This window comes from Streptomyces sp. NPDC017890, from assembly GCF_044328675.1.
Classification (GTDB): Bacteria; Actinomycetota; Actinomycetes; order Streptomycetales; family Streptomycetaceae; genus Streptomyces.
The window spans coordinates 1-21,411 of the sequence record NZ_JBIRHU010000033.1; the positions used below are offsets into that span (position 1 = coordinate 1).

Sequence of the window (21,411 nt, forward strand, 5' to 3'; positions counted from 1 at the left end):
GGCGGAGGACCGGATCCGGGCCGCCCGGGCCACCGGCCTGCGCAACCTGCCCCTCCACACCACAGCCCAGAACAAGGTCTGGCTCGAGATCGTCCTCGGGCCGCGCTCACCGCTTCGCGCCACTGTCCGCATTCACCGGTCGCAGCAAAGAAGGATCATACGAAACAGGGGGGTGCGAGGACCTCGGTGCCGGGCTCGGCAAAAAGCGGCCAAACGGCGCTCCTTGCCGAGCTCGCCGGGCAAGCGGCTCGGCGGCACCGCGGGGCAGGCCACGAATGTCTACGTTCTCGACGCCAGGATCGCGTGGCAGGTGTGCTGGACCTCCTCGTCACAGGCGAGGCTTCGGGAGCGGCCACGGCGGGACAGGGCGAGTTCGGCCCGGATGCGGGGCAGGGCTGGTGCCGCGGCCGACCCCATCCGGTTCAGGCAGGCCAGCACGTGGGAGGAGGTGTAGTCGTTCTCCTCCCAGGCGGCCAGCAGCGTCTGCACGACCGCTGCCGCCTCTGCCTCACCCGCGATGTCCCACAGCGCTGCCGCGGCGTGGACCCGGGTCCACGCGTACCCGGAGTCCAGCATCTTCCGCAGGCCGGGCAGCGCGGCCTCGCCGGGCGGGCCGATCCGACCGAGGGCATCGGCGGCATCGTGCCGCTGGTGACTGCCGAGCAGGCGTTCCAGTCGCGGTAGGGCACCGGCCGCATCACGTCCGAGGTCCCACAGTGCAGCAGCAGCCGCGCGGAGGTCCACGTCGTCCGCGTCTGCCAGCGGCCGTACGACATCAAGGGCCGGTGCGGCCGAGGTACCGAAGGACGCGAGTGCCTTCACGGCGGAAGCGGCAGTGCGCCACTGCTCGTACCTGACCGCGGTGGTGACGGCGTCGGTGAGTGCGGGAACAGCCACCGGGTGGCCCAGCTCGGCGAGGGCGGACATCAGCGCGCCGGCGCTCATGGCGGGCCACTGCTGCGTGAAGTCGACCTGGGCGAGATGCCGGGACAGCCGCGGCGCCATCTCGTCGGCAGCAGGACGCAGACCTGCACGGCGCGCCAGGTGTCGATGCCGGTGTCCAGTGCGGTGAGCAGACTCGGCAGGGCACGGAGATCCCCGAGTCGGGCCAGCGCCATGACGGCTTCCTGGTGGGTACGGCGCAGCAACGGCTTCGGCGTCCCCCACACGCCAGGTTCGTGGGCGGCGACGTAGGCGGCGAGCGCCTCGCGGGCCGGCTCCGAGACGGGCGCGAGGGAGCCGAGAGTCTCGGCCGCCGCCGCGGCGGTGTAAGGGTCCTCGGGCAGCAGGCACGCGGCGAGGAGCCGGATCAGGCCGGTGTGGTCACCGCGCCAGGAGGTGATCAGTTCTTTGGCCATGCGGATCGCGTCGTAGCGGGTGCCGGGGTCTCTGCTGCGGAGCTGTTCCGTGAGGAGGGCGGTGCGCTCGGTCAGGCGCGTATCGAGGACCGAGTGGAAGGTGGTCAGGAGGGGCGTGGTGGGCGCGTGGACGCGGTTGTGCCGTTCGAGGTCGGCGAACGCGGCGGCGATCTGCGGCGGGGCATCCTGGGTCGACGGGGCTTCGGCCTCGGCGGTGCAGGCGCATGCTCCGGAACTGCCCCGGCACCCCTCGCCGTCGGATTGCGGCGCCGGCGCGGGTGTGAGTCGGCGCAGCAGATCGACCGCGGTGGACACGGTGGCGGCGTCGACGGCCGCGGCGGAGCAGCGGGCCTGGTGGACGAGCGCGGCGAGGCGGATGTCGGCCTCCCCGGTGCTCTCCTCGGCCAGGGCGTCCAGCCACGCCGTGGCGGCGGCCCGCGCGGCCGGCAGCCGCAGCGCCACGTCGGCTGCCGTACGGACGATGCGCACGCGCTCCGCGGTCTGGTCCTCACTGGGCAGCCGGTCCCGCAGCAGTGCTACCGCCCGGTCGGCGTCGTCCAGGAAGAGACCGACCGCCTCGATACCGGCACACCGTATGCGCGGATCCTGGTCCGCGGCACAGGCGATGAAGGTGTCGACGCGTTCGCGCATGAACGCGACGCTGTCCGCACCGGCCGTCGATTCGGTGCCGTCCGGAGCGAAGTGGATGCCGTCGCTGCGCTCGGCAGCTGCACGGCCGATGCTGAGCAGGAGCTCGACGATCGACGCACGGTCAGGGGTCGCGGGTTCGTCGGCAAGGGCGAACAGGAAAGGCAGACTGGCCACCGTGCACGAGTACACGTCACCTTGGTGGTGGGCGGCGCTGTAGAAGTCGCCGAGCGCCTTCTCACGCACCTCGGGGTCGCGTGAAACCATGGACCGCAGCCCCACCGGAACGTCGCCGGCCGGACCGTAGGCATGGCTCATCGACGCCCAGTCGATGCTCTCCAGATCGTTGATCATGAACGGCACTATGCCGGAGGGCACTGACATCGCCGCCTGAGAGCGGTCGGCTCCAGCGCGGTCAACACAACGGCCGCGAGCCCGAGCCCGGGCACCTGCAAAGCATGCACGTCACCGCTGAGCCATGGGCCGGTTGTTCATGTATTGGTCGAGGAAATGTGAGCCGCCGTCGCTGCCGCCGGTGTGGCGTTTCCAGCTGTGCTGGTTCACCCCCGCGTCGCGCCGTGTACCAGAGGCAGGCCGAAGTGCCGGTCGGCGACGGCGGCGATCACTCACGGTGTCGGGTCGGGTACACAGCCGCTACGAGCGGAAGATGCCCGACACGGCGATATCGAACCAGCAGACCGTCCTTCACTTGCAGATTCGCCGGTTCTTCTGCGGCAACTCGGACTGCCCGAAGAAGACGTTCGCCGAGCAGATGCCGGACCTGACCTTTCGCCATAGCCGGTGCACCACGCTGTTACGCACCAACCTGCGCCCGATCCCCGGCAACGCCAGCCGCGGCGGACCGGCCTCGACCGTCCGGCAGGGCGCTTGGTCGTCCGCCGCCGCTTCGGTGATCACGTCGTCTATCTCGACGAACTGACCATGAAGCTCCTGAGCGACTGGCTCCGCGCACGGGCTGAGCACTGGCCCCGCAGCACCAATCCGCACCTGATCGTCACGCAGGTCACCGCGGTCGACCCCAACGGCCGTCCGGTGTCCAGGGACGGGCTGCGGTTGGTGTTCAGAAAGCTCGGTATCCAGCCCCGGAAGCTCCGCATCGACCGGCTGCTCGATGAGGCACACGAAACTGCCGACCCCGTACACCTGATGCGGGTCTTCGGGATCTCCGACACGACCGCACCGAAGTACGTCAGAGCAGCCCACCCCCACCGATTCGGGCCAGAGCCCACCCAAGCCTGATCGGCTGTGCGGACTTGAGGGGAGGGAACTGTCAGTGCACGGCGCGGACCATGCCCGGCGCCAGGCTGTTTGCCTGGGTCATGCTTCCAGATCCTCCGTCACGGGCAGGCACTCGGCGAGCAAATCGACGACGTCGCGCCAGGCTCGCTGCGCGTGCTGTGGGTGGTAGCCGACGCCGGGGACCGTGGGGTGGTCGACCGACGGGTGATGAAAGGCGTGCAAGGCGCCACCGTAGACCGCGAGGCGCCAGTCGACGCCCGCGGCCTGCATCTCGGCGGTGAACGCGTTCTGTTGCGCGGACGGCATGATCGGGTCTTCCGACCCGACCCCAGCCCACACCGGGCAGCGTATGCGCGCTGCCTCGCCCGGTCGACCCGTGGTCAGTGCGTTGACTGTCCCGATCGCGCGCAGGTTGACGCCGCCGCGCCCGAGTTCCAGCCCGACGGCGCCTCCGGTGCCGTAGCCGATGGCGGCGATCCGGTCGGGGTCGGTCCGCGGTTCGGTGCGCAGCACGTCGAGCGCCGCATGGCCGATGCCCCGCATCCGGTCGGGATCAGCGAGCAACGGCAGGCAACGGGCCAGCATCTCCTCGGGGTCGCCCAAATAGCGCCCGCCATGAAGGTCGAAGGCCAGCGCTACGTATCCCAGCTCGGCGAGAGCATCGGCCCGGCGACGCTCGACGTCGCTGAGCCCCATGCCCTCTGGTCCGAGCAACACCGCGGGCCGGCGGTCGCTACCGGCCGGGAGCGCGAGGTGCCCGATCATCGTCAAACCGTCCGCCTGGTACTCGACCGTACGCGTCGTAATCGCCGTCATGAGACTGGACTGTAGTGATCGTCGAGCCCGGCCCGGCCGCTGTTCTGCCGCTGGCAGAACAGCGCGCGTGTCCCTCTGAAACGCGGAGGCCGAGCCATCAGCGCTTCAAGATCACCTCCCCTTTGGCGCGTACCTCGGTCACACCCCAACCCGTCAGCTACTCCGCCAGCGGGTGCCACTTCCCCCCTCCGGTTCCCCGCGATTCCACCCCGAGAATCCGCGAACTCGTCGGCTCGGCGGTGGGAGGACGTCCGGCACGCGCGGTTCGCGGGCTGGCACGGGATGGCCAACTGGATCAAGTCGGCGCTCAGCCTCGCCAGCGTCTGCGCGTTCATCATCGTGCTGGACGCCGCCGGCGACATCGTCTCCGCCGTGGCCCACCGGATCGCCACCGCGACCCCGGAGACGCATCTGGCCTCCGAGACCTCCAACAGCTTCTGAGCAGTGATCGACACCCCGACCCGCTCCTGCATCGCTTGTGTACGGGTGGTCAATGACCAGCTGCCTTGAGGCATCGCGACCGACTACGCGAGAAATGCCTTCGCCGCGGAAACCTGGTCCCGGCATGATTCCCACCGTGCATGAAGACAAGGGCCATCGCGGGCGCGGGCGGTACACGCTGGCTGAGGACGAGCACGGGCATGCCTGGGGCGTCTGCGCCGAGGTGGAAGGGCTGTTCGGGGAGCCTCAGCGGGGGGCCTACGAGCTGTTCGGCTGGGTTCCACAGGCAGAAGTGCGCGGTTGGGTCGGCGACCGAGTGTGGCTGGTGCCGGACGATGAGACGCTCGATCCCTGGCTGCTGGAGGACGCGGAGAGCGTAGGTCGGCCCCTGGGGACAGACAGTCTCGTACTCACCGGCCTGGACGACTACGAAGGCCCACCCGAGGGACACAGGGGCCAAGTTCGCGTGCACGACGGGCACCGCTGGCTGGGCTCCTGCAGTGAATTCGGCCGCGTCCTGCCGTCCAAACAGTCGGCGCCCCCGCTCGTCCTGCGGGGACTCGCCCAGGGTGATGAGCTACGGGCGGCACTGACGAAGGGCACCCGGCGGGCGCTGGACCTGGAACAGGCCGCCCTGGAGATACAGGACGACCAGGGCGAGCCGCTCACCGAACGCCTGCTCTGGGCCAGAGTCAGCGCCTGGCGCCCATCCTCCTACGGGACGGATCGGATCGACCTGGAGCTCGACGGAAAGCTCTTCACGCCCGTTCCCGAATACGCCCGGCCCATCTGGGAGCGGTGGTTCGCCGGGCCGCCGGACACCCAGGGTGCCTGGGCCAGCCTCGGCACCCGGCGCCGCGGAGCCTGGCTCGACCTCGTCCGAGAGCGGGCCTGCCGGCGCTCCCACCGTGACCGGCCAGCCGGTCACGCCTACGAACTCGACGGCCGACATGTCACCGACGAACCGGGCCTCTACCTGGCGCTCGGCGAGGCGGTGAACGGTCCGGGCGGCTACTTCGGCGGCTGTCTGGCCGCCCTCGACGACTGCCTGCGCGGCACCTTCGGCTACACCGCCCCCGCAACCCTGCTCTGGCGCGAAGCCGCGACGGCGCGCGAGCACCTGTCCCAGGCCCTGACACCGGACGGCCAGCCCTACGACCTGTTCGGCGTGGTCCTCGATGTCCTGGCCCAGGGCGGCATGCACGTCACCCTGGCGTGAGCTGCTGTCCGCCCGCCGGGCATCGACTCTGTCCGACGGTTCTGACTTTTGCGCGCCGTGTCATTGGCCGCGATGGCCTACGGTCCGCGAGTGTTGCGGCTTGGAACCTGGTCAACCCACTTCACCACGAAGGATCCGCCCGAGCCGGTGGAACCCGCAGGCTACCTGCGCCTTGGCCCGACCGAGTGGGAGCGATGGCTGGATGACCTGGGCATTCCCGACGGCACTCCGTACCTCCTCTCGCCTTCGTCTACGACATCCGGTTGAACTCGTACCTCCATCAGGTGGACTTCCTGGAGGGCCCGCTCAACAGCCAGAACAACAGCGCGTCGGCTTTGGAACGGTTCTTGAACTTCCTGCACTCGAACCGTGACGGAAAGGGACGGCGGGGCGCCACCGAGGCCGATCACTTCGCCTACCACCACTGGCGGCGTCGTGACATGCGCGGTCCCTGGGTCGACAGCGGTACGTGGAGCCAGGAGGTGTCACATCTCCAGCAGTTCTACCTCCACGCCCTGTCGAAGGGTGGGTCAGCGAGGCGCCCATCCCACAGCGGCCACGCAGGGACCGGTTGGGGCATCAGGTTCCCCGCCCGCGCAGGCCGGACAGCCAGACGGTGCCGGCAACCTACGCCCATGACCAGGGCGGCGAGCGCATCGAATGGCTGCCAGCCGTGTCCTACCGCCACTGGCGAGACGTCAGGGTGCGGGGCTATGGGCTCGACGGGCGCCCTCGGGCTGGGTTTCGGGGGCGATGAAGCGAGCGCAACGCCACCTTCTGTGACTGCATGGCCCGCACCGGATTGCGCCTGTCCGAGCAGGCTCACCTGGTCGAGTGGGAAGCACCCACCGGACCCGGGCCAGCGGGATACAGCAGGTTCTGGCTCCCGGGCGCGATCGCCAAGCGGAACTCAGCCGGATTGATCTACGTTCCCGCCTCGGTCCGGAGGGATCTGACCGACTACGCCTTGCACGACCGTGCCGCCGTGGTGGAAGAGGCACAGGCTGAAGGCCGTTACGAGAAGATCCGTCGCCCGCTGATCGTGGAGACCGCGCCAGGGCGAACACCGCCCGCTACACCACCGGTGCGCTCGCCAAGCGGCGCGTGGACGTCCGGCTCCTGGGCCCGCACGAACGTCGGCGGCTGCTCGTGGAGACGGATGCGGGGCTGGAGCCGGCCCTGTTCTGGCTCGGCGAGAGTGGCATGCCGCTGGCGGTATCCACCTGGAAGGGCAGTTCGTTGAGGACCTCGTGGGTGATGGGCCGCTCGTCGCGTCCTATGCGCTGTGCAGATTCCCAGCGTGAGCCCTTCGCCGGTGAGCCATGTGAGGAAGTTGTCGGCCGCGGTGACGTGACAGCGCACGTTCAGATCCGGGAGGCGAGTCGTGTGATCTTCGGTCGCACCAGGGCTGGCCTGTGGTCCGGGAGGTTCATCGTCGCCGAGACCCTCGATGTTGGTGTCCCGTACGTCTTCCCATCCGCCGCCGACCGCGCCCGGACGTGATCGTCGCCCTGACGGACGGTCAGGCACCGTGGCCCTCCGCGCAGCCGCCCTGCCGCACCGTCGTCGGTCTCTTCCCCCGTCCCGCCCGCGCCGTGAACGAGGAGGACCCGGACTACATCCCGGACACCCCACCGCCCTGGGCGCGGGTCGTCACCGTCGGCTGAGGGAGAGCGGTGACATGGAACCGCCTAGCGGTGGCCTCCGTAGCGGTGGCGGCCCCAGGAGTGGTCGTCGAGGAAGCGGTCGCGGTGGTTGCGCAGGGTGGCAGGGGTCGGCTCCGCCGCGCCGCCGGCGTCAGCGGGTGTGCGCGTCCGCCCCTGCGGTCGCCGCTCGCCGGACGGGCATCATCGTCTCAACCGCGTCCTGGGCCAGGTGCTCGAGGATCAGCCGGTTGACCAGGTCCGGCTGCTCCAGGGGGACCAGGTGGGAGGCTCCGGGCACCACGGCGAGCCGGGACTCCGGAATGGCCCGGTAGAGGGCGGTGGTGTGCTCCGGCGTCATCAGGTCGTCGTCGCCGACGAGCACGAGGGTGGGCGCGACGACGCGGACCGGGTCCTGGGTGGTGAGCGTCGGCTCGGTGCGCCACATGTCGGTCATCTTCGCCGCCACCACGGGCCAGTGGTCCGGGCCGTCCGGGGTCACGGACTCGTACAGCTCGCGGAAGAACTGCAGGTCGGCACTGTCCGGCGTCATCTCATCCAGCATCCCGGGCGCGGCAAAGCACTCGGAGCGGGGGCGGAAGTCGGCACCGATCGCCACGACCTCGCGGACCAGGTCGGGTCGGGCGGCTGCGACGAGCAGCGCGATGATGCCCCCGTTGCTCCACCCCACCAGGTGCGCAGGCCCTCCCACCACGGTCTCCAGGAAGGCCACGGTGTCGTCGGCCATGTCCTGGTAGGTGAGTGGGCCCGCCACGTCGGGCGTGTGCCCGTGCGCCCGGCGTTCCGGCAGGAAGGCGTGGTAGCCGGCGGCGGTCAGCTCGGCCAGCTGGGCATCCCACGTGTCGTTGGTGCAGAAGCTGCCGTGCAGCAGGACCAAGGGGTCCCGGTCCCCTTCTGCCTCGTACCAGGTCCTGACCCCAGGAAGATCCGCGTAGTAGCCCATCGCTCCAGGCCCCGTCCGGCCGACAACACTCCCGACCAGTTGCCGGCGTGCCCAGGGTGCCCGCAACGCCGCCGGCGGCCGGACGCCAGGGCGAGCCGCTCGGCCGGTTCCACGACGGTCTCGCCGGGGCCGTGGACATGGCGTGGCCGGTGGACGCGGCGGGAGCGCACTCCGCGCTGACGGTTAATCAACGTTGCGCTCGAACGGTTGTTTTGGGACCCTCCGTTCGACTCAAGTGTCGAGCGAGCAACGGAGGACTCCCCCCACATGCTGAGAAGTCGAATACGTTGTGCCTGGCTCACCGCCGCCGCGGCGGCAGCGATCGCGTTCACCGGCCTTTCGGTGCCGGGTCACGCAGACGACCTCCCGCCGGACGTGCCGGACTCCTGGATCCAGGAGCCCCGAGCGGCCGAGGGGACGCCCACGCCCGGTCTGGCCCGCGCCTGGACCGGTCCAGGCGGAGAGGCATCGCCCGGCGACTTCACGCTGTCGCCCGGCGCGATGAACGCCGAGACCACGCGGCGGGTGACCCGCCTCGACTCGGTGCTGCCCAAGATGGGCGTGCAGAACCTGCTGGCCGGCGCGAACCGCGACGCCCGGCCGTGGTGCTCGCGTGACCCGTTCGGCACCGCGCCGGACCCTGATCTCAAGTACTGCCTGGAGAACGACGACTCCGTCTCGCGCGAATGGGTCCCGCAGGGCTTCAGCGGCGTCTCCGACGCGAAGGACAACGAGCTGTGGGGCGATGCCGGGAACATCCAGCTGTTCGCCTCGTACGACGGCTGGGACCCTGGCCGTGAGGACGACCCGAACCCAGGGGGCGACTGCACCGCCGGCGAACTGGAGGACAACGACGCCTGCAACCAGAAGGGCGTCCGGGTCACCTTCGTGCAGAGCCGCACGAATCCGGCCACCGGCAGCCCCGAGGTCAAGTACCGGCATGTCCTGCTGGGCTGGACGTATGTGAACTCGGCCGACCACATCTCCTTCGACGGGCTGCACGCCTCCGAGTACCCGATCCAGAAGGGCGTCCACGCAGGTGGCATCGTCTGGTACGGCAACTACCTCTACGTCGCGGACACCCGTAACGGCCTGCGCGTCTTCGACATGCGCTACATCATGGACCTGAACCCGGACGGCGACGCGAGCACGAACGACGCGATGGGGGCCGACACCGACGGCGTGAAGACCACCGCCGACGTCCAGGACAAGACGAAGGTCGGCCGGCACAACAACGTCTGGTACAGCTTCGGTTACCGCTACGTCATGCCGCAGGTCGCCGCGTGGAAGTTCAAGGCCACCCAGAGCAACCCCAAGGGCTCCTACGCCTGCGTCTCCACCGGTGCCCCGAAGGCCTCGTACATCTCCCTGGACCGCAGCACGGTCCCGGACCGGCTGATCATGGGTGAGTACTGCCGCCCGGAGAGCGGCTACCCCTCCACCGGGCGCGTCGCCTCCTACGCGGTCGCCGACCTGTCGGGCCGCTCGGCCGACGTGCCCGCTCAGGGCTGGGCCAACTACCTGCCGATGACCAGCGGCGGCGCCCAGGGCGCGGCGGCGTACAACGGGACGCTGTACGTGAACCAGTCCAAGGGCACGGACGAGCCGGGCAGTCTATGGCGCTACAAGTGGAGTAACGGGCAATTGGTCCAGGACGGCCAGGCCGTCCCGACCGCCCGCGGCGCGGAGGACCTGTACGTCGAGCGCGGCACGGGACGCCTGTGGTCCGTCTCCGAGCACCGCCCGGGGACGGCCGACGACTGTACGGACAACCCGGGCGCCGGTGACCCGGGGGGCACGGACTACTGCCAGCGGGTCCTGTACGGGCACAAGCTGAGCTGGCTCGACGACCGTCCATAGCCGCGACGGACGGGTGGGCGCGGACCGACAGGTGGTCGTGTGGGGCGTCATGGCCCGGCTCTGCCGGGCCACGACGCTTCAGACCTCGATGTACGCGACGACGACCACGGTGCGGAGCGCCGTGACCCAGTACAGGAAGCGTACGCGTTCTACGGTAGGGCTTCAGGTGCCGTCGGACGGTGTTGACGTCGCCGCGGTAGCCCAGCCGCTGCATCTCCCGCGTAAGGGCGGACGCGTTGGTACAGCCTTCCATCCAGCGATGGTGCAGGGAGAGACGGTAGTCGTCGATCAGGGTGGGCCTGTGGAGGGATGCGATGAGAAGCTCCTCGCCTTCGGCGGCGCGGCGAAGCGGTTGACTGTGCCGCGGCTGAGCTGGAGGTCGCGTGCGATGGCGCGAAGGCTGTCGCCACGTGCGATGCGTTCGGCGTACGACGGGGCGCCGGCGCGCCGAGCTGGAGCGGTTCTTCTTCCCGGACGACGCGGACCGGGTTCTCATCAAGTTCAAGCGTCGGTCGGTCCCATAACCGGCTGGGCTTCGCCGCCCATCTGACGACCGGGCGCCACCTGTGGGGTGTTCCTGGACGACCCGACGGCCATCCCGGCGAAGGTCGCCGACTACCTCGCCGAGCAGCTCGGCATCGCGGACGTCTCGCTGCTGAAGACGGACGGCGAGAGGGAGAAGACCCGGTTCGAGCACGTGTGGGAGCTGCGCGAGGTCCTGGAGTACACGAAGTACGCGAGGTGGAAGCGGAGTTGCGGGCATGGGTGGACGCGCTGACCCGGGAGGGCCCGAAGGGGCTGTTCGACGCTGCGGTGGGGTGGCTGCACGAGCGACGGGTGCTGCTGCCAGGCGTGACCGCGCTGGCCTGTCTGGTGGCTGTCGTGCGGGAGGCGGCGAATCAGCGGCTGAAGAACTCCTCCAAGTGGGGCGACCCGCGGGCCTACCCGCGACCTGAGGCCGACCCGCTCTCATCCCCGGGTGGGACCCGCGGAGGGCGTAGTACTGCGGATTCAGTACCGTGCAGTGTCGGCAGCCGGACGACGACAGGACACCCCCCTCTTCAGGAGTCTGGAGGCACCTTCGAGACCCGGATGTGGAGACCTCCCCGTGGCTGCTTTTCTGTATCGAATAGGCCGCTTGGCCTTCAGGCGACGCTGGACCGTTGCCCTTGTCTGGGCCGCCGTGCTGGTCGCCGTAGGACTCGCCGGCATGACCGCGCCGGAGGCAGAGGAGGAACCCTTCTCCATGCCGGGGATGGAATCGCAGGAAGCCTTCGACCTGATGGAGGAGCGGTTCCCCGGCGCCGCCGCCGACGGCGCCACCGCCCGCGTCGTCTTCGTCTCGCCGAACGGCGAGAAGGTCACCGCCACCGAGAACAAGGAGGCCGTCGAGGCCGCGATAGCCGAACTCGGGGACGGCACGCAGGTCGCGAGCACCGTCGACCCGTACGAGTCCGGTGCGGTCAGCGAGGACGGCTTGACCGCGTACACGACCGTGACCTACAAGGTCGACGCCGCCGGACTCACCGACGCCAGCCGCAGTCACCTGGACGAGTCGCTCGAGCACGCCCGTGACTCCGGGCTCACCGTCGAGGCAGGCGGCGACGCCATGCAGGAGATGGGCGGACCCAGCGGCACCGCCGAGGCGATCGGCATCTCCGTCGCCGCAGTCGTCCTGCTGATCACCTTCGGCTCGCTGGCCGCCGCCGGACTCCCGCTGCTCACCGCGCTCATCGGCGTCGGAATCAGCCTGTTCGCCCTCACGGCCCTGGCCGGTCCTCTGGGCCTGACCGACACCACCAGCACCGTGGCGATCATGCTGGGCCTGGCCGTCGGCATCGACTACGCCCTGTTCATCGTCTTCCGCTACCGCGAGGAGCGCGCCAAGGGGCGGGCGCCCCAGGAGGCCGTCGCCCTCGCCACCGGCACCGCGGGCTCCGCCGTGGTCTTCGCCGGGCTCACCGTCGTCATCGCGCTCGCCGGTCTCTCCGTCGTCGGCATCCCGATGCTGACCGAGATGGGCCTGGGCGCTGCGGGCGCGGTCGTCGTCGGCGTCCTCATCGCGCTGACCCTGGTCCCGGCCTTCCTCGGCTTCTGGCCCAACGCCGTACTGACCCGCAAGGACCGCAAGGCCCGCCGAGCGGGCGGTACGCCGCAGGGGACGCGCAAGGTCAACGGCGGCACCCGCTGGGCGAGTTTCGTGCTGCGCCGCCCGCTGCCCGTGCTGCTCGCGGCCGTCGCGGGCCTCGGCGCCCTGGCGCTGCCGATGACCGACCTCCAGCTCGGTATGCCCGGCGACGAGGCCATGTCCACGGAGACCACCCAGCGGCGGGCCTACGACGCGCTCGCCGAGGGCTTCGGCCCCGGCTTCAACGGCCCGTTGACCGTGGTCGTGGACGCCAAGGACGCCGGCGACCCGAAGGCCGCGGCCGGGACCGTCTCCGAGCGCATCGGTGGCACCGAGGGCGTGGTGTCGGTGTCCCCGGCCCAGTTCAACGAATCCGGTGACACGGCCGTCTTCTCCGTCGTCCCCACCACTGCGCCGACCGACCAGGAGACCAAGGACCTGGTCAACACCATCCGCGGCGACCGGCCCGGCATCGAGTCCGAGGCCGGGGCGACCTTCGAGGTCACCGGCACTACCGCGATGAACATCGACATCTCCGAGAAGGTGCAGTCCGCGCTGGTGCCGTACCTGCTCGTGGTGGTCGGGCTCGCCGTGATCCTGCTGCTGGTGGTCTTCCGCTCGATCCTGGTCCCGCTGAAGGCGGCCGTCGGATTCCTCCTCTCGGTGCTCGCCTCGCTCGGCGCGGTGGTCGTGGTCTTCCAGCAGGGCCACGGCGCCGACCTGCTGGGCGTGGAGACCACCGGCCCCATCATGAGCCTGATGCCGATCTTCCTGGTGGGCATCGTCTTCGGCCTCGCCATGGACTACGAGGTCTTCCTGGTCTCGCGGATGCGCGAGGCGTACGTCCACGGCGAGCGGCCCGCCCAGGCCGTGGTCTCCGGGTTCCAGCACAGCGCCCGGGTCGTCGTGGCCGCCGCGCTGATTATGATCGCGGTGTTCTCCGGGTTCATCGGGGACAGCGACGCCATGATCAAGATGATCGGCTTCGGCCTCGCCTCGGCCGTCCTGCTCGACGCCTTCGTGGTCCGGATGGCGATCGTCCCCGCCGTCCTCGCCCTGCTCGGCGAGCGGGCCTGGTGGCTGCCGAAGTGGCTGGACCGTATCCTGCCCCGGGTCGACGTGGAGGGCGAGGCCCTGACCCGCCCGACCGAGCCCGAGGCGGAACCGGCCGAGAAGGACCTCGCCCGCACCTGACCGGGTGCGCAGGAGCCGCCCGGGGTCGCCCCAGCGACCCGGGCGGCTTCGCATCGTCCACCATGGATGACAGCCCCTCACCGAGAGAGCCGACCATGAGCACCAGCCTGGAGCGCTACACCGAGCGCGTGGAACAGTACGCGTCGCGCTTCCCGCGCTTCCCCCGCATCCTGGACGTGATGATGGTGCTGGCCCTCATCGGCTGCGCCTTCTTCGGCACCCAGCTCAGTTTCCCCGGCGTCAACCGCCCGGACACGGGGAAGTCGCTGGAGGTCATGCTCGGCCTGTCCTGCTTCGTCCTGCTGAAGTACCGCACCCACACCCGCACGGTCGTGGTCGTGGTCGCCGGGGTCACCATCGCCGCGATCGCGCGCGGCTACCTGCTCACCCCGATGCTGCTGGCCCCGCTGCTAGCCGCGATGTACTGGCTGGCCATCCTGTGCGACCGCCGGACCGTCCGCCTGTACGCGCTCGTCGTCACGGTGGCCCTGCTGACCGTGAACCTGTTCTCCGACGGCATGCGCGACCTCTCCCCCGTACTGACCGTGATCGGCCCGGTGTTCTGGATGGCCCTGCCCCTCGTCGGCGGCAGCCTGGCCCGGCTGCGCGGCGACTATCTGGAAGCGGTCAAGTCCCGCGCCGAGCACGCCGAACGCACCCGGGAGGAGGAGGCCCGGCTACGGGTCACCGAGGAGCGCATGCGCATCGCCCGCGAGCTGCACGACGTAGTAGCCCACCACCTGGCCCTCGCCAACGCCCAGGCCGGCACCGCCGCCTACCTCTCGCGCAGCAACCCCGAGCAGAGCCGGAAGATCCTCGACGACCTCACCGGCACCACCTCCTCGGCGCTGCGCGAGCTCAAGGCCACCCTGGGCCTGCTGCGCCAGGACGACCGGCCCAAAGGCGAGGGCCTGGAACCGGCGCCGGGACTCGCCCGCCTTCCCGAGCTGATCGACTCCTACCGCTCGGCGGGCCTGGAAGTCGTCGTCCACCAGGAGGGTGTGCGCCGCCCGCTGACGCCGGGCGTGGACCTGACCGCGTACCGGATCGTGCAGGAAGCCCTTACCAACGTCGCCAAGCACGCCCCCGAACGCACCGCCCACGTCAGCTTTACCTACGCCGACTCCCGGCTGCTCATCACCGTCAGCAATGACGGCCCGGCCACCGCCACCGCCGTCAACGGGACGTCCGGCGGCTTCGGGTTGCGGGGCATGCAGGAGCGCGCCCAGTCCATCGGCGGCGACCTGTGCGCGGGCCCCCGCCCCGAGGGCGGCTTCGAGGTCGCCACCGCGCTGCCACTTCAACCGTCCGCCGTCATCGAAGGAGAGTCTCCATGACCGTGAAGGTGCTGCTCGCGGACGACCAGGCCCTGCTGCGGGCCACGTTCCGCATCCTGATCGACTCCTGCCCGGACATGGAGGTCGTCGGGGAGGCGTCCGACGGGGCGGAGGCGCTGGAGCTGGCCCGTACCCACCACCCGGACGTGGTGCTCATGGACATCCGCATGCCCGAGACGGACGGCCTGTCCGGCACCGCGACGATCTGCGCCGATCCGGAGCTGGCGACCACCCGGGTGTTGATCCTGACCACCTTCGAAACCGAGGACTACGTCGCCCAGGCGCTGCGGGCGGGGGCCAGCGGCTTCCTCGGCAAGGACGTCACCGCGGACGCCCTGCTGGCCGGCATTCGCACGGTGGCCTCCGGGGAGGCGCTGCTCTCCCCCGGCGCCACCCGCACCCTGATCACCCGCTTCCTCACCTCCCCGGTCGGCACCCACCTGGTGCCCCAGGAACGGCTCGCCGACCTCACCGGACGGGAACGGGAAGTGATGGCGCTGGCGGCCGAGGGCAAGTCCAACGCGGAGATCGCCGAGCTGCTGGTGGTCAGCCCGCTGACGGTACGGACGCACATCCACCGCGCGATGACAAAACTCAACGCCCGCGACCGGGCACAGCTCGTCGTCATCGCGTACCAGACGGGCCTGGTGCAGGCGGGAAGGGACAACGGCACCCCCGCCGAGGCACAGAACTCGTAACACGATGTTGTTGAGATGTCCTGGCCGTGCGTGACCGGTCGGGAGTTCGGCGCCGGTGATTCGGCCGTTCGTGAGGATATGAGTACTCGGCCGTGGATGACGGACGACGACTTGTGTGCGCTGATCGAGCCGCTGCTGCCTCCCCGGCCCGAACGGGCGCCGGAGCCGCGTCCGGTGAACGACCGACTGCACCTGCAGGACATTCTGAACGTTCTCCACAACGACATAGCCTGGCAACTGCTCCCCCTGGAGCTGGGGTTCAGCTCGGGACAGACCTGCTGGCACCGCATGGAACACTGGCAGTACGCCGACGCCTTCGACCAACTCCACCGCATCTCGCTCACCGAGTTGAACGCTGCCGACGAGCTCGACCGGTTTCGCGCGTGTATGGACGGCTCCCACATCCGCGCCAAAAAGGGAGTGCCGACACCCGTCCGTCGCCGGTCGACCGGCGCAAGACGGACAACAAACACCACCAGATCTGCAACGGGCGCGGCACCCCGCTCAAGGCCATCACCACCGCGGCCAACGCCAACGACATCACTCAGGCCCTCGCGCTGGTCGACGGTACCCCGCCCGTCACCGGCCGTCCACGCAGACGCCCCCATGCCCTGCCCGACGACAAGCTACGACTCCAACCCCAACCGCGACGCACTGCGCAAGCGCCGCACCCTGCCGGTCATCTCCCACAAAGGCGCCCCAAACATCAAAGGCCTGGGCAAACCCCGCTGCATCGTCTAGCAGACCTCCGCCCTGCCCCACCACTTCAAACCCCCGCCGTGCGATCGGAACACCGCACCGAACTCAACGACGCCTTCCTCTCTCTGGCCTGCACCCCGATCTGCCGGCGACGCCCCGACAAGGCCCTATCAAGATCGGGTCACGAGCTCAAAGGGCTCCGGGGTACTTCTGAGAAATGTTTGACAGCATCCACCGGCATGACGGCGCCGCAAGAAATTTTCCCGAACGATGCTGACGACGTCGAGTGCCACCCGTGCCCGCGCTGCCGAGCCGAACCCGGCTCGCCGTGCCGCTCGCCCTCGCGCCGGGCACCCCGAGTGCCGACATCCGCATCGGGTACGCTCGGTGCTCGACGCACGCCCAGTAACTCCAGTCCCAGCTCGACGTCCTCGCCGAGCACGGCATCCCGCGCGACGAAGTGTTCTCCGACAGGATCAGCACCCGCGTACGCGTCCGCCCCCAGTTCGAGGCCGCGCTCGCGCTCGCCCGGCAGATCAAGTCCCCCGCCCCGCACTGCCGCGTCATCTTCACCGTGTACGAGATGAAGCGCCTCGGACGTGTCGCCGCCGAACTCACCGCGCTCGCCGACCACCTCACCGCCCACGGCCTGGTCCTGGAGATACTCGCCGGACCCCTGCCCGGGAGGTGACAGGGACCAGGACAGACGGTCGCGGTCCTGGAAGGTGACGTCCCGCGCAACGTTGACGGCTCGCAGGGCCAGCCCGGTGAGCACGACAGAGAACACGGCGGGCAGTGCGCTTGCTCCGCTGGGGGAAGCCACTCGGTAGGGTCCATATCGGCCTTGGACCGGTTCGAGCGGGCGGTGACCGCGCCCAAGCCGGCGGCCGCGCCCTGGTCGTTGGCGTACGCCTCCCGGCGTTGGGCCGATCACGCTGACGCGAGAGAGCGGGACTGCCTGGGCGGGGCCGGTTCCGGCGAGCAGCGTGACGGCCATGGCTGCACCGGCCATTCAGGGTGGCTGTTCTTCTTCAGGATGCATCCCTTCTCGTGTGCGGCGGCCGCCGGGAAATTGCACTGCACCGGTGTGATGCCCGTCCGGGGCAAGGGCCGCAAGGGCTGACTGCCGGCCTTCCGGGACGCGGTGCTGCTCAAGACGGCCTATGGCTACGGCCTGCGCCGCAACGAGACCCGCATGCTCGACGAGGTCGACTTCGACCCCAACCCGCACGGCCGGGAGTTCGGCGACTACGGCACCTTGATGGTGCCCCACCGGAAGGCGAAGAAGGGCTTGCCGCCCAAGCGACGCCGCGTGCTGACCATCTGGCAGTGGACGCCGGTCGTCATCGAAGCGTGGGTCACCGAGGTTCGGCCCGGCATGCGGCACGCCCACGGGCCCGCACTGCCCTCCGAGCGAGGGCTGCGGGTCGGGCTCCAGCGGCTGGACTGCTGCTTCGCCGCCTACCGTGACGCGCTCACGATGTGCGACGCGATGCTGAGGGGTTGGCGGCCCAGAAGAAGTCGCGAGGGGCGCGAGCTCGACGCGAACTCCGGCGGCCTCACGGTTCGACTGGCATCGAACCTCCCCCAGGGCGCCGAGCGTTGGCGGGCCGAGGGCCGCGACGGCCTGGCGTTCGACTTGAACGACCCCACGACGTTCGCCGAAGCACTCGACGGCGTGGAGAGCGTCTTCCTCCTGACCACGTACACCGCCGAGATGCTCTTCCAGGGCAAGACATTCGTTGACGCTGCCGCCGACGCGGGCGTGAAGCACATCGTTCACTCCGGCGTCTTCAGCTCCCGCCGGGACCCGGTGCCTCACTACACCTGGCACGACCTCCTCGAGACCTACATCGAGGCCAGCGGGATCGCCTGGACACACCTGCACCCCAACAACATCATCGAGACGACCCTGGCCACCAACCCTCCGGTCACCGAGACCGGCTCCTTCACCATCCAATTCGGCGAAGCCCAGCAGGGCTGGGTCGCGGCGCGCGACATCGCCGCAGTCGCAGCTGCAGTCCTTCGCGAGGGACCGGAGAAGCACGGCGGCGCCAACTACTGGCTCAGCACCCAGCTCCTGTCGGGCCGCCAGGTCGCCGAAGTGCTTTCGGACACCCTCGGGACGGAGATCACCTGCACGGACCAGGGGGCCGACTTCCTGGCCGAGGCCGCCCGGCAGATCCCCCAGCACGGCACCGGCCTCTACCTCGAGAGCGCAGTCCAGAAAATGCGTCTGGCCTCGTCCGGGAATCTGCCCTTCGAGGTGCGGGAACACGACGACGTCCAGACCGTCCTCGGGCGTCCCGGACTCACCGTCGCCCAGTGGGCGAAGGAGAACCTTCTCACGCAGCCCTGATCTCCAGTCTGGTTCCGTGAGCCTTGTGGCCGTACCCGGTCGGTCACGGGTACGGCCACCACGTGAATATCGGTTGGGGGACGTTGCGGCTGCTCGGGCTGGGTGGTCTAGGGTGCTGGCCATGGCTTTGGACCAGGATGGCGTAATGCTGCCGCGACTGCGGCCGGCCGACGTCGCGCGGAGAGGGGCAACCTTCGGCCTGTTGGGCGTGGTGCCGCTCATGGTGGCGACTTTGAGCATCAGTGGCCACAGCGACCGACGAGATTTCCTGTCCGTCGTCAGTATTCTGGGCCTCTTCGGTGCCATCTTCCTTGTGATCGGTGCTGGCTTCTGGTGGGCCAGTGCGGGGGACATCCGACGTGTACGGGACTGGAACACCCTCACGGGACAGACCGTTTCAGTCACCGTCGTGGGTCCGGTGTTCCTGCGCTCCGGGCTGTTTCTCTTTGTCCTGGGGGCTGCCGCTCTCGGGCTGTACCAACTCGTGGACGCTGCACCTTACGACAGCTGGTTGTACAGCTAGAACTTGCTCTCACCGAGGCGAGCGGTCACATGAATAGTGCAAGGCCAGGACACTGCCTGTTCACCAGTAAAGCACCTGTGAGGGGCAAGGAGATCTAGGGGAATCGCGTGTCCACGCTTGCTCTGTTCGTCCTGCTGATCGGCATCGTCGTCGGTTCGGCGCTCGTCGGCAGCCTCGGCGTCCTCGTCTACCGCCGCCCGGCACTGAAGGGGCCGACCACGGTCACGGTGACCGCCGCCGACGTCCGGGTCGCCTGCGCGGTCGGAGTGTTCGGCGTCGCGCAGGCCAGTACCCAGGGAGGCGGTGCCAGCCCCGGCATGACGGTGCCGCCAACAGGGCGTTGGACTGCCGTGGTCGGGCCTGCGGTCGGGCTAACGGCAACCCATGGTCGGGCCTGTGGTCGGGAAGTGCAGCGAGAGATTACAGTGCCTGTTTCTGAACTCTGTATCAGCAGGTCAAAGGGTGTCAGTGGTGAGCTGACGCCCCCGAGCCGCTACCGGACGAGGTGGCTCTCGATGTGGTCGATCACCGCTGACACGGCCTGCCGGTAGGCGGTGCTCGACCGGCGGACCTGGGACAGCAGCATGCCGCCCTGAATAGCAGCCAGCAGAGCGGTGGCGAGCGCGGCGGTATCGGCGCGCTCGCTCAGCTCGCCCCGTGCCTGCATGCGCGCGAGTCCCGACCTGATGGGACCTTCCCACCGGTCGAAGGCAGAAGTGAGGCTGGCCCGCGCCGACTGATCGCTGTCGGCGAGTTCGCTGGCGAGCGAGCCGATCTCGCAACCGCCTTCGCATCCTCTTGCGTCCTGCCGGCTCCCTGCCCTGTCGCACCACTCGCGCAGGGCCTCGATGCTGTCCAGGTTGTCCAGCAGCGGACGCTGCTGGGCGAGCTGGGTGTCCGTCTGGTGGTCGATGACCGCCAGGACCAAGCCCTGCTTGTCGCCGAAGTAGTGGTAGATCTGCGACGCGCTGACCCCGGCGGCCGCCTGGATGTCCGGGATGCTCGTGCCTCCCGCGCCGCGGTGGAACATCAGTTCCGCAGCGGTCTCGATGATGCGTTCGCGGGTTTCGCGGCCGCCCTTGGTGAGCCGCTGCCTCTTCGACTCTCCGGCCTTCACTGGTGCGCTCATATGCCCACGCTACCCAAGTTGGAATTGACATTCCAACTATGCTCCACCGAAGATCCTGGAAAGGTCATTCCACCTCGGGTGGCCGTCTCTTCGGACAGGTGAGTGCTATGCCCCTCGACCCCCAGATCGAGACCCTGCTCAAGGAAGTGGCCGCAGGAGGCGGACCGGCTCCCGAATCCCTGACGGTGGCGGAGAACCGCGCGTTCGGGCGCGCCTTCGGCGCCCTGGCCGGCGCTCCCGTACCGGTCGCCGACGTCCGGGACACCACGGCCCCTGCCCCCGGCCGCGACATACCCGTCCGTATCTACCGGCCCCTCACCGAGCCGGACGCCGGGCCGCTGCCCGTGACACTCTTCTTCCACGGCGGCGGCTGGGTCTTCGGTGACCTGGATACCCAGGACAACATGGCCCGCATCATGGCCAGCCGCTCCGGCACGATCGTGGTCTCCGTCGACTACCGGCTGGCACCCGAGCACCGCTTCCCGGCCGCGGTCGACGACGCTTACGCCGCGCTGACCTGGGTCGCGGGCAACGCCCCCGGCTTCGGGGGCGACGGAGAGCGCATCGCCGTGTTCGGCGAGAGCGCCGGCGGCAACCTTGCTGCGGTTCTCGCACAGGAATCCCTGCGCCGCGGGGGACCTCGCATCACGCTCCAGGTGCTCGCCTACCCGGCGGTCGACCGGTTCGACGACAGCCCCTCCATGTACGAGAACATGGCGGGCCCGGTCCTCTCACGTTCCTACCTCGAGTGGCTCTGGGGCGCCTACCTCAGCACCCCGGACCAGGGCGCCGACCCGCGGGTCTCGCCGGCGCGCTCCGACGAACTGGCCGGACTTGCTCCTGCCGTCATCGCCACCGCCGAGAACGACCCCCTGCGCGACCAGGGCGACCATTATGCGCGCAAGCTGGCCGACGCCGGCGTGCCGGTCCAGCACCTCCCGGTCGAGGGAGCCATTCACGGCTTCCTCTCGTTCACCGGCTCGGTGCAGCTCTCGCGGGACGTACTGAATCAGCTCTCGGACGCCGTGGCCGCAGTCTTCAACTGACTTGGCCGGAGCAAGGAGTTCTCGACGAACGCTCCCACGACGCGCGTGGAGGGCAGTTCACCGCCTCCGGTCGCTACGCCCCCAGTACC

Annotated in this window: 19 protein-coding genes and 3 pseudogenes; 16 read left to right on the plus strand and 6 right to left on the minus strand. The window is 69.5% G+C overall.

Features of this window, described 5'->3' with window-relative positions:
• Positions 1-279: 279 nt before the first annotated feature.
• Positions 280-945 carry a HEAT repeat domain-containing protein gene (locus tag ACH4F2_RS32025; RefSeq protein ID WP_398136302.1) on the minus strand — a complete coding sequence of 222 codons (666 nt, stop codon included), beginning with the start codon at positions 943-945 and terminating at the stop codon, positions 280-282.
• Positions 942-2,360 (minus strand): HEAT repeat domain-containing protein, encoded by a 1,419-nt coding sequence (locus ACH4F2_RS32030; protein WP_398136257.1) that lies wholly within the window; start codon positions 2,358-2,360, stop codon positions 942-944. The genes ACH4F2_RS32025 and ACH4F2_RS32030 overlap by 4 nt, the downstream gene beginning before the upstream one ends.
• Before the next feature lie 139 nt (positions 2,361-2,499).
• On the opposite strand from ACH4F2_RS32030, the gene ACH4F2_RS32035 reads away from it, so the two are divergent.
• Together ACH4F2_RS32035 and ACH4F2_RS32040 are read left to right on the plus strand one after the other, a co-directional pair.
• The gene (locus ACH4F2_RS32035; protein ID WP_398136303.1) at positions 2,500-2,946 is read left to right on the plus strand and encodes a transposase family protein; all 447 of its coding nucleotides are present in this window, start codon (positions 2,500-2,502) and stop codon (positions 2,944-2,946) included.
• A gap of 2 nt (positions 2,947-2,948) precedes the next feature.
• Complete coding sequence (locus ACH4F2_RS32040; RefSeq protein WP_398136258.1) at positions 2,949-3,266, plus strand: hypothetical protein; 318 nt, start codon at positions 2,949-2,951, stop codon at positions 3,264-3,266.
• Between the two features lie 78 nt (positions 3,267-3,344).
• Here the strand turns inward: ACH4F2_RS32040 and ACH4F2_RS32045 are convergent, their stop codons facing one another.
• Positions 3,345-4,082 (minus strand): dienelactone hydrolase family protein, encoded by a 738-nt coding sequence (locus tag ACH4F2_RS32045; RefSeq protein ID WP_398136259.1) that lies wholly within the window; start codon positions 4,080-4,082, stop codon positions 3,345-3,347.
• A gap of 282 nt (positions 4,083-4,364) precedes the next feature.
• Here ACH4F2_RS32045 and ACH4F2_RS32050 point away from each other — a divergent pair, with 282 nt between their 5' ends.
• The 3 genes and pseudogenes from ACH4F2_RS32050 to ACH4F2_RS32060 form a co-directional block, all read left to right on the plus strand.
• The gene (locus tag ACH4F2_RS32050) at positions 4,365-4,523 is read left to right on the plus strand and encodes a hypothetical protein (protein ID WP_398136260.1); all 159 of its coding nucleotides are present in this window, start codon (positions 4,365-4,367) and stop codon (positions 4,521-4,523) included.
• Between the two features lie 124 nt (positions 4,524-4,647).
• A complete protein-coding gene (locus ACH4F2_RS32055; protein ID WP_398136261.1) occupies positions 4,648-5,742 on the plus strand; it encodes a barstar family protein in 1,095 nt (364 codons plus the stop codon).
• A 1,475-nt stretch (positions 5,743-7,217) separates the two neighbouring features.
• A pseudogene (locus ACH4F2_RS32060) lies at positions 7,218-7,409 on the plus strand (hypothetical protein); the annotation flags it as partial.
• Positions 7,410-7,539: 130 nt separating this feature from the next.
• Here the strand turns inward: ACH4F2_RS32060 and ACH4F2_RS32065 are convergent.
• On the minus strand, positions 7,540-8,349 hold the full coding sequence (locus tag ACH4F2_RS32065; RefSeq protein WP_398136262.1) for an alpha/beta fold hydrolase: 810 nt from the start codon (positions 8,347-8,349) through the stop codon (positions 7,540-7,542).
• Positions 8,350-8,616: 267 nt separating this feature from the next.
• Here ACH4F2_RS32065 and ACH4F2_RS32070 point away from each other — a divergent pair, with 267 nt between their 5' ends.
• The 7 genes and pseudogenes from ACH4F2_RS32070 (at position 8,617) to ACH4F2_RS32100 (ending at position 16,956) form a co-directional block, all read left to right on the plus strand.
• The gene (locus tag ACH4F2_RS32070) at positions 8,617-10,209 is read left to right on the plus strand and encodes a hypothetical protein (protein ID WP_398136263.1); all 1,593 of its coding nucleotides are present in this window, start codon (positions 8,617-8,619) and stop codon (positions 10,207-10,209) included.
• 388 nt (positions 10,210-10,597) lie between these two features.
• Positions 10,598-11,127 (plus strand): annotated as a pseudogene (locus tag ACH4F2_RS32075) (DUF4158 domain-containing protein); the annotation flags it as partial.
• 190 nt (positions 11,128-11,317) lie between these two features.
• Positions 11,318-13,531, plus strand: a complete 2,214-nt coding sequence (locus ACH4F2_RS32080; RefSeq protein WP_398136264.1) for an MMPL family transporter — start codon at positions 11,318-11,320, stop codon at positions 13,529-13,531.
• A 95-nt stretch (positions 13,532-13,626) separates the two neighbouring features.
• Positions 13,627-14,868, plus strand: coding sequence for a sensor histidine kinase (locus tag ACH4F2_RS32085; protein WP_398136265.1), 1,242 nt, complete (start codon positions 13,627-13,629; stop codon positions 14,866-14,868).
• Positions 14,865-15,566 (plus strand): response regulator, encoded by a 702-nt coding sequence (locus tag ACH4F2_RS32090; protein WP_398136266.1) that lies wholly within the window; start codon positions 14,865-14,867, stop codon positions 15,564-15,566. The genes ACH4F2_RS32085 and ACH4F2_RS32090 overlap by 4 nt, the downstream gene beginning before the upstream one ends.
• A 96-nt stretch (positions 15,567-15,662) precedes the next feature.
• On the plus strand, positions 15,663-16,307 hold the full coding sequence (locus ACH4F2_RS32095) for a transposase (protein WP_398136267.1): 645 nt from the start codon (positions 15,663-15,665) through the stop codon (positions 16,305-16,307).
• Positions 16,308-16,725: 418 nt separating this feature from the next.
• Complete coding sequence (locus ACH4F2_RS32100; RefSeq protein ID WP_398136268.1) at positions 16,726-16,956, plus strand: recombinase family protein; 231 nt, start codon at positions 16,726-16,728, stop codon at positions 16,954-16,956.
• Between the two features lie 101 nt (positions 16,957-17,057).
• Here the strand turns inward: ACH4F2_RS32100 and ACH4F2_RS32105 are convergent.
• Positions 17,058-17,195: pseudogene (locus ACH4F2_RS32105) on the minus strand (HNH endonuclease); the annotation flags it as partial.
• Between the two features lie 214 nt (positions 17,196-17,409).
• Here ACH4F2_RS32105 and ACH4F2_RS32110 point away from each other — a divergent pair.
• The 3 genes from ACH4F2_RS32110 to ACH4F2_RS32120 all read left to right on the plus strand — a co-directional run bounded on the left by ACH4F2_RS32110 (position 17,410) and on the right by ACH4F2_RS32120 (position 19,698).
• A complete protein-coding gene (locus ACH4F2_RS32110; RefSeq protein ID WP_398136269.1) occupies positions 17,410-18,624 on the plus strand; it encodes an NmrA family NAD(P)-binding protein in 1,215 nt (404 codons plus the stop codon).
• Between the two features lie 121 nt (positions 18,625-18,745).
• A complete protein-coding gene (locus ACH4F2_RS32115) occupies positions 18,746-19,147 on the plus strand; it encodes a DUF6336 family protein (RefSeq protein ID WP_398136270.1) in 402 nt (133 codons plus the stop codon).
• 107 nt (positions 19,148-19,254) lie between these two features.
• Positions 19,255-19,698, plus strand: a complete 444-nt coding sequence (locus ACH4F2_RS32120; protein ID WP_398136271.1) for a hypothetical protein — start codon at positions 19,255-19,257, stop codon at positions 19,696-19,698.
• On the opposite strand, the gene ACH4F2_RS32125 is transcribed toward ACH4F2_RS32120, so the two are convergent.
• Positions 19,641-20,276, minus strand: coding sequence for a TetR/AcrR family transcriptional regulator (locus ACH4F2_RS32125; RefSeq protein ID WP_398136272.1), 636 nt, complete (start codon positions 20,274-20,276; stop codon positions 19,641-19,643). The genes ACH4F2_RS32120 and ACH4F2_RS32125 overlap by 58 nt on opposite strands.
• Positions 20,277-20,383: 107 nt before the next feature.
• Here ACH4F2_RS32125 and ACH4F2_RS32130 point away from each other — a divergent pair, with 107 nt between their 5' ends.
• A complete protein-coding gene (locus ACH4F2_RS32130) occupies positions 20,384-21,322 on the plus strand; it encodes an alpha/beta hydrolase (protein WP_398136273.1) in 939 nt (312 codons plus the stop codon).
• Positions 21,323-21,411: the final 89 nt, after the last annotated feature.

Bases quoted from the DNA above. Each gene is read 5' to 3' on its own strand.
- ACH4F2_RS32025 (WP_398136302.1), bottom strand. From the start codon at position 945: ATGAGCGCCGGCGCGCTGATGTCCGCCCTCGCCGAGCTGGGCCACCCG.
- ACH4F2_RS32030 (WP_398136257.1), bottom strand. From the start codon at position 2,360: ATGATCAACGATCTGGAGAGCATCGACTGGGCGTCGATGAGCCATGCC.
- ACH4F2_RS32035 (WP_398136303.1), top strand. From the start codon at position 2,500: ATGTATTGGTCGAGGAAATGTGAGCCGCCGTCGCTGCCGCCGGTGTGG.
- ACH4F2_RS32040 (WP_398136258.1), top strand. From the start codon at position 2,949: ATGAAGCTCCTGAGCGACTGGCTCCGCGCACGGGCTGAGCACTGGCCC.
- ACH4F2_RS32045 (WP_398136259.1), bottom strand. From the start codon at position 4,082: ATGACGGCGATTACGACGCGTACGGTCGAGTACCAGGCGGACGGTTTG.
- ACH4F2_RS32050 (WP_398136260.1), top strand. From the start codon at position 4,365: ATGGCCAACTGGATCAAGTCGGCGCTCAGCCTCGCCAGCGTCTGCGCG.
- ACH4F2_RS32055 (WP_398136261.1), top strand. From the start codon at position 4,648: ATGATTCCCACCGTGCATGAAGACAAGGGCCATCGCGGGCGCGGGCGG.
- ACH4F2_RS32065 (WP_398136262.1), bottom strand. From the start codon at position 8,349: ATGGGCTACTACGCGGATCTTCCTGGGGTCAGGACCTGGTACGAGGCA.
- ACH4F2_RS32070 (WP_398136263.1), top strand. From the start codon at position 8,617: ATGCTGAGAAGTCGAATACGTTGTGCCTGGCTCACCGCCGCCGCGGCG.
- ACH4F2_RS32085 (WP_398136265.1), top strand. From the start codon at position 13,627: ATGAGCACCAGCCTGGAGCGCTACACCGAGCGCGTGGAACAGTACGCG.
- ACH4F2_RS32090 (WP_398136266.1), top strand. From the start codon at position 14,865: ATGACCGTGAAGGTGCTGCTCGCGGACGACCAGGCCCTGCTGCGGGCC.
- ACH4F2_RS32095 (WP_398136267.1), top strand. From the start codon at position 15,663: ATGACGGACGACGACTTGTGTGCGCTGATCGAGCCGCTGCTGCCTCCC.
- ACH4F2_RS32115 (WP_398136270.1), top strand. From the start codon at position 18,746: ATGGCTTTGGACCAGGATGGCGTAATGCTGCCGCGACTGCGGCCGGCC.
- ACH4F2_RS32125 (WP_398136272.1), bottom strand. From the start codon at position 20,276: ATGAGCGCACCAGTGAAGGCCGGAGAGTCGAAGAGGCAGCGGCTCACC.
- ACH4F2_RS32130 (WP_398136273.1), top strand. From the start codon at position 20,384: ATGCCCCTCGACCCCCAGATCGAGACCCTGCTCAAGGAAGTGGCCGCA.